Genomic DNA, 12,079 nt, shown 5'->3' on the forward strand with positions numbered 1-12,079 from the left:
AGGCTCATAACCTGAAGGTCACAGGTTCAAATCCTGTCCCCGCAACCAAAACGACCAGAGCTCATTCAACCGCTTATGCAAAACCCTGCTTGGCCCTCGCCAGCGGGGCTTTTGCTCGTGTCCGCACCGTGTCCGTTTTTGGAGCCCTCAGGAACACGAACCGGGCGCCTCAGCGCACGACGACCAAGCTTCGGCGCGCGCGCTTGCGCACGTCGGAGGCATTGACGGTCAGCCGGCTCGCGGCATCCCTTACGGCGTCGAAGCCAGCGGCAATCCCGTACCTTGGCGCCCGCAGCCCCGGCTGCGATCCGTATTCGCACGGGGACTCGACCTCTCGCCGCATTCCGGCAGAACTCAGCCGTCAACCGGGATGCGCAGCCCCGCGCCGGCCGGCGCCATCACTCGCGCCACCTCGGCCTTCAGCACCGGCAGCAGTTCCGCCTCGAACCACGGCTCGCGCTTGAGCCAGCCGTTGTTGCGCCAGGACGGGTGCGGCAGCGGCAGCACGCGGGGGGCGCGCGGCTCGGCCAGGATGTCGCGCCAGCGACGGACCGTGCCGGTGAGCCCGTCCGGCATCCTGCCGAGGTGCCAGCCCTGCGCGTATTGGCCGATCACCAGGATCAGCTCCAGCTCTGGCAACCCGGAAAACAACTCGGACCGCCAACGCTCGGCGCATTCCCGCCGGGGTGGCTTGTCGCCGCCCTTGGCGTCGAGCCCGGGGAAGCAAGAGCCCATCGGGACGATCGCGACGCGGGCGCCATCGTAGAACGCGGCCTCGTCGAGGCCGAGCCAGGCGCGCAGGCGCACGCCCGACGGGTCCATGAACGGGATGCCTGTGCGGTGGGCGCGCGTCCCCGGCGCTTGGCTCGCGACGCAGAGCCGCGCGCTGGCGCTGCCCTGGACGATCGGGCGCGGCTCCTGCGGCAGCGGCGGGCCGTAGAGCGGCACGTCCCGGCAGATCCGGCAGGCGCGCAGACGCGCGGCGGTGGTTTCGAAGGCGGTCGGGGACGGCATGCTCGGAGGCTCTATAGCGAAGACCACCGGCCCTTGCGACCAGGATTCGAGCGTCGCCCTCGGGCCCGCTGACGTACCGACCGTCGCCGCGTCGCGGCTGCGGGCGGATGCATCGCGATGGGCCGAGCCCATCGCGATGCGGTATCGGGTATCAGGCCGCCCGGATGGTATCGAGGAAGCGAGAGACTTCCCGTCCGAGATAGGCCGACTGCTCGGACAGGTCGGCGGCGGACGACAGGACATCGGACGCGGCCATCCCGCTCTTCTCGGCGATGCCGGCAACGCCGGCGATCGTGGCCGTCACTTGGTTCGTGCCGCCCGCCGCCATCGCCACGTTGCGGGCGATCTCCTGCGTCGCCGCCCCCTGTTCCTCCACGGCCTCGGCGACCGACGACGCGAAGCCGTTGATCTCGTTGATCCGGGCCATGATCGCCCCGATGGCGCCGACCGCTTGGCCCGTCGTGGCCTGGATGCGGTTGATCTGCGTGGTGATCTCTTCCGTCGCGCGCGCCGTCTGGCTCGCCAACTCCTTCACTTCGGCGGCGACGACGGCAAAGCCTCGTCCGGCCTCGCCCGCCCGTGCCGCCTCGATCGTGGCGTTGAGCGCGAGAAGGTTGGTCTGACCCGCGATGGCCGAGATCATTCCGATGACGTCGGTGATCCGCGCGGCGGCGACCTTGAGATCACCGACCTGGGCGGCCGCCTGCTCGGCTTCGGCCACCGCCATCTGGGCGAGGCTCGACGAACCCTCGACCTGACGCGCGATCTCCTGGACCGACGAACCGAGTTCCTCAGCCGCGCTCGCCACCGTCGTGACGTTCGACGCGGCGTCCTGCGCGGCGCCTGCCGCGTCGCTCGACTGACGCGCCGTCTCACCGGCCAGCGCGGTCAGGTCCTGGGCTGCGCCGCGCATGTGGACGGCGGCGGAGGTGACGCGGTTGAGCGCATCGCCGACGGTGCTCTGGAACGCGTCGGCCATCGCGTGCATCGCCGCGATGCGCTGCGATTCGACGTCCGCACGCGATGCGGTCGCCGCGCGCTCCAGGTCGCGCGAACGGATCAGACCGTCCTTGAAGACCTTCACCGTCTGAATGATGTCGGCGATCTCATCGTTTCGGCGAACCGAGGGAAGCTCGACGTCGAGCTTTCCGTTCGCGAGGTCGAGCATGCGTGCCACGAGGGGACGCAGGAGCCGGATCGACGCCATGTTCCACGCCGCGAAGCCCAGCCCGACCAAGAGCGCGGCCGTGCAGAGGCCGAGCATCAGGATCTGGAAGCTCGCGGCGATCCTACGCGCGTCGGCGGTCACGAGCTGGTTCTTGCGCTCCTCGAGATCAATCAACTGATTGATGCGGGCCAGCCATTCGACGAAGGCCGGGCGCGCTTCGGCGAGGAGGAGGGCGTGCGCGCCGGCGACGTCGCCCCTCGCCTTCTGCGCCACGATGGCCGTGATCAGCGGCATGGTCCGCGCCTCGGTCGCCTTGATGCTGGCCAGGATCGCGCGCTCCTCGACGGACGTGCCGGCCGAATCGGCGAACATCGCATCGAGCGGCGCGGCGGAGGCCGCGTATTGTGCGGTGAGCCGCTCGATGGTGCCGAGGTTGTCGCGCAAGGTGTCGGGCCCGTCCATCAGGACGACGTCGCGCAGGCTGATGGCGCGGTCGTGGACGCTGCCGCGGAAGTTGATGGCGTAACGCTGCTTGACGCTGTTGATCTCGTTCACCGTCGTCAGGCTCTGGTCGATCGACCGAACCTGGAAGATGCCGAAGGTTGTCAGCGCGACCATCATCGCAGTGATCGCCACGAAGCCCGCGATCACCCGCGCTCCGATCCCCGAGAACATTGACCGTTTCATCACCAGACCTCGCCACCCGATATACCGCCGAAACCAATCGGTCAGAATGATGAAAGATCAATGAATTCAACGGAAGACAATTTCGAGGCTCGCGACGTGAACGATATGCCGCCCGGCTGCGTCAAGCGCCTTTCACGCCGCCTAGATCCAGCGGCAGCGGGCGCAGGCGCTGCCCGGTGGCGGCGAAGATCGCGTTGGCGATCGCGGGGGCGAGCACCGGCACGCCCGGTTCGCCGATGCCGGTAGGCGCGGCCGAGGACGGCATGATGTGCACCTCGACCACCGGCATCTCGCTCATCCGCGTCGGCGCGTCGGTGTCGAAGTTCCGCTCCTGCACCACCCCGTCCTTCAGGATAATGCGGTTGCGCAGCACCGCCGAGAGCGCGAAGCCGACCGCACCCTCGACCTGCGCCCGGATCACGTCCAGGTTCACGGCGACGCCGCATCGACCGCGGCGACGATGCGGTTCACCGTCACCTTGGCGTCCTCGGCGGTGATGTCGGCCACCATCGCCACGTCGGAGCCGAAGGATTCGTGCGCGGCGATGCCGAGGCCGCGACCTTTGCCCGTCGGTCCGACCGAACAGTTCGCCTTCCCGGCCGCGAGCCTCAGCACCGCCGACAGCCGCGGCGCCCCGGCCAGCAGCGAGAGCCGGTAGGCGAGCGGATCGACGGCGGCGGCATGCTCCAACTCGTCGACGAACACCTCCATCGCCTGGGCGGTGTGGCTGTGGCCGACCGAGCGCCATCACAGCACCGGCACGCCCTCGCGGGCGTTAAGGACCTCGAAGCGGTAGGCCGGCAGCGCGTAGGGCGTGTCGGACGCGCCCTCGGCAGTCCGATCACCGACATGATCTGACCGGACTGGCAGTAGCCGCACTGGACCACGTCGAGCCTGCGACACGCGCCCTGGACCGCGTCCGCGACGCGGCCCGACACGCCCTCGATCGTCGTGACCTTCGCCGCGCCGACGTCGCCGATCCTGGCCTGGCAAGCGCGCACAGGCTACCCGTCGAGATGGACCGTGCAGGCGCCGCATTGCGCGATCCCGCATCCATACTTGGTGCCGGTCTTGTCGAGGCGGTCGCGCAGCACCCGGAGCAGCCGCATCTCGAGATCGCCATCGACGGCGTACCGGACGCCGTCGACGGTGCGGTTCAGCATCCGGCGTCTCCCGATCGCGATCCGGACAATCGTCGCGACGGCGGCAGGCCGTTCTTAACACATCGCCGGCATCGTCGTCCGATCCGTATCTCCGGGTCCGGCTCCCGTCGCCGCCCGCCTCCAGCGCCCGAAGAGGCCGATGTCCGACCTGACTGTTGAGATGGTGCAGCGCGGACGCGGACCCTCGACGGAAGAGGTGGTGCGCCGCCGCGGCGTCGCCCGGGACATGCGCTCGGCCCGCGAGAAGCTGACCTCGACGACCGGGCTGGAGCGCGCCTTCGACTACGAACTGCTGCGCCTCTACGCGCAGTACCGGGCGGGCGCTGGCATCCCGCTCGGGCTGTTTGCCATCGCGCTCGCCGGCGCGGCGAGCTTCTGGGTCGTCCCGCTGGTCTCGGCGGTCTGGGCGCTCTGCGTCTTTCTGATGATCACTCTGAACTCGTCGCTGAGCCGGCGCTTCCTGCACGCCGAGCCGCAGGCGGTGTCGCTGGCGAAATGGCGCCGGCGCTTCGCCTTCGGTGAGGTGCTGCAGAGCCTGAGTTGGTCGGCGATGATCGGGCTCGGCACCGCGGGGGGCTGGCACTTCGCGATGTTCGGCCTCGTGATCGCGGCGGCCGTCGCGACGATGGTGGCGGCCACCGTCCCGGCGGCGGCCGTGGCGGCCCTGGTGCCGCTGGCGCTCGCCAACCTCGCGCTCCTCGCCTTCGCGCGGGAGATGGAGGCGATGCTGCTCGTCACCATGGCGATCGGCGCGCAGATCTTCTTCCTCGGCCTGGCGCGCCGGCTTTACACCTCGACCGTCGGCGCGCTCCAGTCGCGGGCCGAGAAGGACGCCGTGTTCGGCGAGCTGGAGCAGGCCAAGGCCAACTCGGACGAGGCGCGGCGCCGCGCCGAGGAGGCGAACCTCGCCAAGTCGCGCTTCCTCGCCACCATGAGCCACGAGTTGCGCACGCCGCTCAACGCCATCCTCGGCTTCTCGGAAGTCATGAAGAACGAGGTCTTCGGACCCCACACCGCGCCGAGCTACGGCGAGTACGCCAACGACATCCACGACAGCGGGATGCACCTGCTCAACCTGATCAACGAGATCCTCGACCTCTCGCGGATCGAGGCCGGCCGCTACGAGCTGAACGAGGAGGCGGTGCAGCTCGCCCACGTCGTCGAGGAGTGCCGCCACATGATGGGCCTCAAGGCGCGCGGCAAGAACCAGACGTTCCACGATTTCGTCGACGAGACCCTGCCGCGGCTCTGGGCCGACGAGCGGGCGCTGCGCCAGATCGTGCTGAACCTGCTCTCGAACGCGGTGAAGTTCACCCCGCCCGGCGGCGAGATCACGATCAAGGTCGGCTGGACCAGCTCGGGCGGACAGTACATCGCGGTCAAGGACAGCGGTCCGGGCATCCCGGAAGACGAACTCGGCACCGTGATGTCCTCGTTCGGGCGCGGGTCGCAGGCGATCAAGACCGCGGAGCAGGGCTCGGGGCTCGGCCTGCCGATCGTCAAGGGCCTCGTGGACCTGCACGGCGGCCACTTCACGCTGAAGTCGAAGCCGCGCGAGGGCACCGAAGTGATCGTCACCCTGCCGGCCACGCGGGTGATGGACACGCTGGCGGCCGTGGCCGTCGGCGCGAAGGCCCACGTCCCCGACCGGGTCGCACCGGCCGGCCACCCGCAACCCGGCTCCGCCAAGGCTGCGTCCACGGCCACGTCCAGGGCGGCGTAGCGCCGCCCAGGTCATAACCCGCCCATCGCCCGGACCAGCGCCCACTCGGCCTCCGTCACCGGCTGCACCGAGAGCCGGGAATTGTTCACGAGCACCATGTCCCTCAGCGCCGTCTCTGCCCGGATCATGTCGAGGCCAACCGGGCGCGGCAGGGGCTCGACGGCGGCGAGGTCGACCATCCCGAAGCGGCCGGTTTCGTCGGTGTGGTCCGGGTAGTACGGCCTGATCACGGTGACGATCCCGACGACGGCCTTGCCCGCGTTCGAGTGGTAGAAGAACCCGAGGTCGCCGACCTGCATCGCCATGAGCTGCCGCTTGGCGAGGTGGTTGCGCACCCCGTTCCAGTGCGTGCCGGCGGCGCCCGCCGCGACCTGCTGCGCCCAGGACCACGTCGCGGGTTCGGACTTGTAGAGCCAGTACGCCATGCGTCTCGTCGCTCGCCGGGGTGCGGGGATCAGGTCCGGCCGACGGCGGCGGCCCAGAAGCGGAGGCTCGCCGGGTCGATCGGCGAGCCGGCCTCCGCGTTCCGCGCGCTCACGAACCGATGAAAGGCCTGCGCCTCGGTATCATCCAGAAGATCGCGCACGGCGGTAAGGATGCGGGTGATGCGCAGGTGGTTGTGGTCGTGGCGCCCGAGCCAGTGCCCGGTCTCGCCGTAGAACCGGTGCATCCGCCCCAACGCCGCGCGCAGGCCGTCGCGGGCCCTCGGATCGGCCCGGATCGCATCGGCCTCGGCCGGGGTCAGCACGGGGGCGCCCGGCACGGCGCGGCTTGCCTCCCGCAGCGGGAAGCACCACTGGATGAAGTCGTGGACCGCCTCGATGCGCGCATCGTCGAAGGCGAGCACGGCCGCCAGATCGCGGCCGGCGCCGTCCGTGCCGGAGCCGGCGAGGAAGGCGTGGACCGGTCCCGACGATGTCATTCCGCCTCCCCCTTCAGTGGCCGGGCGAGCAGCCGCGCGATCACGTCCTCGACCTGCGCCCGGCCGGCGACGATCGCCGCGACCGATTCCGCGATCGGCATCTCGATCCCGCGCCCCTGCGCCAGTGCCACGAGGGCGGACGCCGTGAACGCACCCTCGGCGAGCCTGCCGCCCGAGGCCGCCTCCGGCGCGGCGCCCGCCCCGAGGCGCTGGCCGAAGGTGAAGTTGCGCGATTGCGGCGAGGAGGCGGTGAGCACGAGGTCCCCGAGGCCGGACAGGCCCATCAGCGTCTCGGGCCGTCCGCCGAAGCCGCGCGCGAACCGCATCAGCTCGGCGAAGGCGCGGGCGATCAGCGCGGCGCGCGCGCTCTCGCCGAGGCCGCGCCCCGCGACGATGCCCGAGGCGATGGCGAGCACGTTCTTGCCCGCTCCGCCGATCTCGACGCCGCGCACGTCGTCGGTGTGGTAGAGCCGCAGCGACGGGCCGGAGAGCATCCGCGCCAAGTGCGCGGCGAGGTCGGCATCGGCCGCGGCCAGCGTCACCGCGGTGGGCAGGCTGCGCGCGACGTCCGCGGCGAAGCTCGGCCCCGACAGGACCGCCACGGGCGTTCCCGCGGGCAGCACCTCGGCGGCCACCGCGCTCATGAAGGCGCCGCTGGCCCGCTCGATGCCCTTCGCGCACAGCACCACCGGGGCGCCGCCCGGGAAGGCCGGCGCCAACTGAGCGAGCACGTCGCGGGAGGTCTGGGCCGGCGTGACCAGCAGCACCACGGCAGCGGTGCCGAGGTCCCCGGTCCGCGCCGTCGCGCGGATGCCCGGATGCAGCGTCACGCCCGGCAGGTAGCGCGCGTTCGCGCGCGATCGCTCCAGGATGGCGGCCGCCCCGGCATCGCGCAGCCAGAGCGTGACGGGGCGACCCGCGACCGCTGCCGCGTTCGCCAGCGCCGTGCCCCAGGCACCGCCGCCGATCACGGCGACGGACGCGGACGGCCCCCCGATCATGCGGTCGCTCCCGTGAAATCCGCCGCCGCGAGGCGGTAGAGGACGTGCCGTTGCAGGCGATCGCCGTGAGCGAGCGCGGGATGGTCGAAATCCGCCGCGCGCCGCATCCCGAGCCGCTCCATCACCCGTCGCGACGGCGCGTCGGCCAGCGCCGTGAAGGCCACCACCGCCTCGATCCCGCAGCGGCCGAACAGGTCCGCGAGCGCGAGCCGCGCCGCGCGGGTGGCGATGCCGCGGCCCCAGGCGTCCGCGCTCAGGCGCCAGCCGATCTCGACGAGGCTGCCCGGCCGTTCGCCGTCGGGAAACGGCATCAGGCGCATCAGGCGCATCGCGCCGACGAAGCCGAGGAACGGGCCGCCGGCTTCCTCGATCGCCCACGGCCCGAACCCGTCGGCCTCGAACCGCCGGTCCAGGGCGCGCGCCTCGGCGACGCGCGCGGCCGCCGATTTCACCGCGGGGACGTGGCGCATCACCGCCGGGTCGGCGTTGATGCGCGCGAAGGGCGCGTCGTCGGATCGGCGCCAGCGGCGCAGGCGCAAGGGGTCCGCTTCCAGCGTCGCGGGGGCGGCCGGCACCCGGCCCTTGCCGCGCCATCGCAGGGAGCGCCGGTTCAGCAGCGCGAGGTCAGCGCGGCCGCCGAGCACCGCGTTCCCGAGCGCGATCGCGACGGCTAGACGCTCGGGCGGCATGTTGGCCCAGGCCGGCGCCGCTACGCTCTCGCGCCACGGCCCCTCGCAGGCGTTGTCGAGCAGGATGCGAGCGAAGCAATGGTCGAGGCGCACCGGCCAGTCGGGCCGCCGAAGCGCCGCCTGCGGGAGCCGGGTGTCCACGAGGTCGCGCCAGCGCACCCGCTGCCCGCCGACGTCCGACGCCGGCTCCGGATCGGGCGCGCGCCGACCGCGAACGTCGTCGCGCGGCAGGACGAGGCGTGCGGCGCGGCTCACCCGGCCGCCGCCTCGGGGCGGGGGCTCGCGGCGAACGGCCAGCGCGCGCGGGCCGGCGCGGTGAGGTCGTCGGCCAGCCCGAGGCGCAGGCGCTCGATGCCGGCCCAGGCGATCATCGCGCCGTTGTCGCCGCACAGCGCCGGCGGCGGCGCGACGAAGGCGAGGCCGGCTTCGCCCGCGAGCGAGGCCAGCGCCCGGCGGATCGCGCCGTTGGCCGATACGCCGCCCGCCGCGACGAGCGCGGTCGGGTGGCCGGCGATGCCGGAGAAGACGCGCAAAGCCACGCGGACGCGGTCGACCACCACGTCGACCACTGCGGCCTGGAAGCCGGCGCAGAGGTCGGCGACGTCGCGCTCGGTGAGCGGCGCGACGCGCTCCGCTTCGACCCGCAGGGCCGTCTTGAGGCCGGAGAGCGAAAAATTCGCCTCGCGCCGGCCGAGCATCGGCCGCGGCAGGGCGAATCGCTCCGGGTCGCCGGCCTCGGCCATGCGCTCGACCTCGGGGCCGCCGGGATAGGCCAGCCCCAGGAGCTTGGCGACCTTGTCGAAGGCCTCGCCGATCGCGTCGTCGATGGTGCTGCCAAGCCGCACGTAGTCGCCGACGCCGTTGACCGCGACCAACTGGGTGTGGCCGCCCGACGCCAGCAGCAGCAGGTAGGGGAAGGCGAGCCCGTCGGTGAGCCGCGCGGTCAGCGCGTGCGCCTCCAGGTGGTTGACGGCGACGAACGGCTTCCGCGCGACGAGCGCCAGGGTCTTGGCGGTGACGAGGCCGATGAGCACGCCGCCGATCAGGCCCGGGCCGGCCGCCACCGCGATGCCGTCGAGGTCCCGGAGCGCGAGGCCGGCGCGGTCGAGCGCGCGGGCGATCAGCCGGTCGAGCACCTCGACATGGGCGCGCGCCGCGATCTCCGGCACGACGCCGCCATAGGCCGCGTGCTCGGCGATCTGGCTCAGCACCTCGTTCGCGCGGATCAGGCCGCGGCCGTCCTCGCCCGGCGCGACGATCGCGGCCGCGGTCTCGTCGCAGGTGGTCTCGATGCCCAGCACGTTCATGGTGTCGATTGACAAGCCTCCGATCCTGCCCGCAGCCGCCACCCTACCCGCACGAGGCCGCACCGGGCAACGACGGAGCCGCCCGGCCGAGCGCGATGCTCGCCGGTCCGCCGCGAGGGCGTTCCCATGGCACCGGCAGGGGCGCTACGACCTCATGGCCCGGACGATTCGTCGGGTCCGGTCGCAGCATCCGCCTCCGGGATCGGCGCCGCGCCCCACATGGCGAGGACGGCGTCGAGGTCGTCGAGGACGAAGTGGCGCGCGCTGTCGCGGTCGTAGCCCTCGGCGAGCAGCGCGTCGTAGTCGGTGAAGACGTGGCGGGCGTAGGCGATCAGGGCGAGGCGCGCGGCGGTCTCCGGCGCCGCGCCGCGCAGGCCCGGGCTCTTGAGCGCCCGCTCGAGGATCGCCCCCGCCTCGAAGCCCGGCAGGCGCGGAGCAAGCCGCGAGAGCGCCGCGGCGACCCGCTCGCGGCGGTTGCCCGAGGCTCCGGAATCCTGTCTCGCCACGCCGACGCCGTCCTCCGTTGAAGATCCGGCCAAAGGACCGGAAACCCTGTCGGCGTGCCATAATTCTTGCCGTCGCGCACGCTAGGCTGCGACCGATCGAAGGTTCGCACGGCTCCGCCCTGCACGAGAACGTGCGGCCGGCCCGCGCAAGCCCGTTTCGGAGACCGCCATGATTCCCCGCCTCGCCGCACTCGCCCTCGTGTCCGTGCTCTTTGCGGCCCCTGCCCTCGCCGAGAAGGCGGCGACCGGCGCGACCGTCCCGAAGACCGGGAGTGTCAAGGCCGGGGGTGTTCCGGCGGCGACGGCCCCCGCCCCGACGAAGGCTGCGGCGATGAAGGCGACGAACGAGGCCGAGATGTTGAAGGCGCAGAAGGCCTCGGCCGCCCGCGACAAGGCGTGGGACGCCCGCACGCGCAACTCGATGACTTCGATCTGCAAGGGCTGCTGACGGCACGCGCCGCGCGTCGTCCGTGATCCGATTCGAGGGCGTCTCCAAGCGTTTCGCCGGCGCGCCGGCTCCCGCCGTCGATCACCTCGACCTCACCGTCCCCGAAGGCACCACCTGCGTGCTGATCGGGCCGTCGGGCTGCGGCAAGTCGACGACGCTGCGCATGGTCAACCGGCTGATCGAGCCGGATGCCGGCCGGATCACGCTCAGTGGCCGGGACGTGACGGCGTGCGACCCGATCGCGCTGCGCCGCGGCATCGGCTACGTGCTCCAGGGCATCGGCCTGTTCCCGCACCGGAGCGTGGCGCGGAACGTCGCGACGGTGCCGGAACTGCTCGGCTGGCCCAAGGTCCGCATCGCGGAGCGGGTCGACGCGATGCTCGACCTCGTCGGGCTCGACCCCGCGACCTATCGCGAGCGCCGCCCCGACGCGCTGTCCGGCGGCCAGCGCCAGCGGGTCGGCGTCGCCCGCGCGCTCGCCGCCGACCCGCCGGTGCTGCTGATGGACGAGCCGTTCGGCGCCGTCGACCCGGTGGCGCGGGCGAGGCTCCAGGCCGAGATCGTCGCGATCCTCAAACGGTTGGGCAAGACCGTGCTGATCGTCACCCACGACATCGACGAGGCGATGCTGATGGGCGATTGCGTCGCGCTGATGCGCGGCGGCCGCTTGGTCCAGGCCGATGCGCCGCAGGCGCTCCTCGCCGCACCCGCCGACGCGTTCGTCGCGTCCTTCGTCGGGCAGGACCGGGCGCTCCGGCGGCTCGCGCTGCTGACGGTGTCCGAGGCGGCGGAGCCGGGCGCGGCGGAGGACGCGCCGGAGATCGGGGCGGAGGCTTCCCTGCGCGATGCGCTCTCGGCGATGCTGGCCGGCGGCCTCACGCGGCTGGCCGTCGCCGGCTCACCGCGCATCCTGACCCTCGACGCGATCCGCGCGGCCGGCGCCCTGGCCAAGGTCGCGCCGCCATAGATAAAGGGCCGCCCTCCCGGACGGCCCTTCCCGCAGGCGCGACGGTGAACCGCCGCAAACGATCAGCGCGAATAGAACTCGATCACGAGGTTCGGTTCCATCTGCACCGGGTAGGGCACCTCGGTCAGGCCCGGCACGCGGGTGATGCGGGCGGTCATCTTCTGGTGGTCGACCTCGATGTAGTCGGGCACGTCGCGCTCGGGGAGCTGCGCGGCGACGACCACGATCTCGAGCTGGCGCGAGGCTTCCTTCACCTCGATCAGGTCGCCGGGCTTGACGAGGTAGCTCGGGATGTTGACCCGGCGCCCGTTGACCTTGATGTGGCCGTGGTTGACGAACTGGCGCGCGGCGAACGGCGTCGCCACGAACTTCGAGCGGTACACCACGGCGTCGAGGCGGCGCTCGAGCAGGCCGATCAGGTTCTCGCTCGAATCGCCGCGCAGGCGGATCGCCTCGGCGTAGTAGCGGCGGAACTGCTTCTCGG

12 protein-coding genes and 2 pseudogenes are annotated in these 12,079 nt (G+C 72.0%); 3 read left to right on the forward strand and 11 right to left on the reverse strand.

The features are described 5' to 3' along the window. Positions 1-354: 354 nt before the first annotated feature. The 4 genes and pseudogenes from ACFE86_RS17175 to ACFE86_RS17190 form a co-directional block, all read right to left on the reverse strand. Positions 355-1,014 carry a uracil-DNA glycosylase family protein gene (locus ACFE86_RS17175; RefSeq protein ID WP_375456545.1) on the reverse strand — a complete coding sequence of 220 codons (660 nt, stop codon included), beginning with the start codon at positions 1,012-1,014 and terminating at the stop codon, positions 355-357. A gap of 151 nt (positions 1,015-1,165) precedes the next feature. Beyond that, complete coding sequence (locus tag ACFE86_RS17180) at positions 1,166-2,869, reverse strand: methyl-accepting chemotaxis protein (RefSeq protein WP_375456546.1); 1,704 nt, start codon at positions 2,867-2,869, stop codon at positions 1,166-1,168. Between the two features lie 121 nt (positions 2,870-2,990). Further along, positions 2,991-3,706: pseudogene (locus ACFE86_RS17185) on the reverse strand (molybdopterin cofactor-binding domain-containing protein); the annotation flags it as partial. Beyond that, positions 3,622-4,032: pseudogene (locus ACFE86_RS17190) on the reverse strand ((2Fe-2S)-binding protein); the annotation flags it as partial. The pseudogenes ACFE86_RS17185 and ACFE86_RS17190, both read right to left, overlap by 85 nt. 139 nt (positions 4,033-4,171) lie before the next feature. Between ACFE86_RS17190 and ACFE86_RS17195 the strand changes: the two are divergent. Next, on the forward strand, positions 4,172-5,755 hold the full coding sequence (locus ACFE86_RS17195) for a sensor histidine kinase (protein WP_375456547.1): 1,584 nt from the start codon (positions 4,172-4,174) through the stop codon (positions 5,753-5,755). Between the two features lie 11 nt (positions 5,756-5,766). On the opposite strand, the gene ACFE86_RS17200 is transcribed toward ACFE86_RS17195, so the two are convergent. From ACFE86_RS17200 to ACFE86_RS17225, 6 genes are all read right to left on the reverse strand, one after another. Beyond that, positions 5,767-6,180 carry an EVE domain-containing protein gene (locus ACFE86_RS17200; protein ID WP_375456548.1) on the reverse strand — a complete coding sequence of 138 codons (414 nt, stop codon included), beginning with the start codon at positions 6,178-6,180 and terminating at the stop codon, positions 5,767-5,769. Positions 6,181-6,209: 29 nt separating this feature from the next. Continuing rightward, positions 6,210-6,677 carry an opioid growth factor receptor-related protein gene (locus ACFE86_RS17205; protein ID WP_375456549.1) on the reverse strand — a complete coding sequence of 156 codons (468 nt, stop codon included), beginning with the start codon at positions 6,675-6,677 and terminating at the stop codon, positions 6,210-6,212. After that, entirely contained in the window at positions 6,674-7,678 is a 1,005-nt protein-coding gene (locus ACFE86_RS17210) for an NAD(P)H-dependent glycerol-3-phosphate dehydrogenase (protein WP_375456550.1), read from the reverse strand. Before ACFE86_RS17210 ends, ACFE86_RS17205 begins: the two co-directional genes overlap by 4 nt. Continuing rightward, the gene (locus tag ACFE86_RS17215) at positions 7,675-8,526 is read right to left on the reverse strand and encodes a GNAT family N-acetyltransferase (RefSeq protein ID WP_375456555.1); all 852 of its coding nucleotides are present in this window, start codon (positions 8,524-8,526) and stop codon (positions 7,675-7,677) included. Before ACFE86_RS17215 ends, ACFE86_RS17210 begins: the two co-directional genes overlap by 4 nt. 92 nt (positions 8,527-8,618) lie before the next feature. Then, a complete protein-coding gene (gene tsaD, locus ACFE86_RS17220; protein ID WP_375456556.1) occupies positions 8,619-9,674 on the reverse strand; it encodes a tRNA (adenosine(37)-N6)-threonylcarbamoyltransferase complex transferase subunit TsaD in 1,056 nt (351 codons plus the stop codon). A gap of 152 nt (positions 9,675-9,826) precedes the next feature. Continuing rightward, positions 9,827-10,180, reverse strand: a complete 354-nt coding sequence (locus ACFE86_RS17225; RefSeq protein ID WP_375456551.1) for a DUF2293 domain-containing protein — start codon at positions 10,178-10,180, stop codon at positions 9,827-9,829. Between the two features lie 169 nt (positions 10,181-10,349). On the opposite strand from ACFE86_RS17225, the gene ACFE86_RS17230 reads away from it, so the two are divergent. Together ACFE86_RS17230 and ACFE86_RS17235 are read left to right on the forward strand one after the other, a co-directional pair. Then, complete coding sequence (locus ACFE86_RS17230) at positions 10,350-10,628, forward strand: hypothetical protein (protein ID WP_375456552.1); 279 nt, start codon at positions 10,350-10,352, stop codon at positions 10,626-10,628. Between the two features lie 22 nt (positions 10,629-10,650). Then, a complete protein-coding gene (locus ACFE86_RS17235; protein WP_375456553.1) occupies positions 10,651-11,595 on the forward strand; it encodes an ABC transporter ATP-binding protein in 945 nt (314 codons plus the stop codon). A gap of 62 nt (positions 11,596-11,657) precedes the next feature. Here ACFE86_RS17235 and rpsD read toward each other — a convergent pair. Further along, on the reverse strand, positions 11,658-12,079 hold a 422-nt coding region (rpsD, locus tag ACFE86_RS17240; RefSeq protein WP_375456554.1), incomplete at its 5' end, for a 30S ribosomal protein S4.

The organism is uncultured Methylobacterium sp. (assembly GCF_964244095.1).
GTDB lineage: Bacteria > Pseudomonadota > Alphaproteobacteria > Rhizobiales > Beijerinckiaceae > Methylobacterium.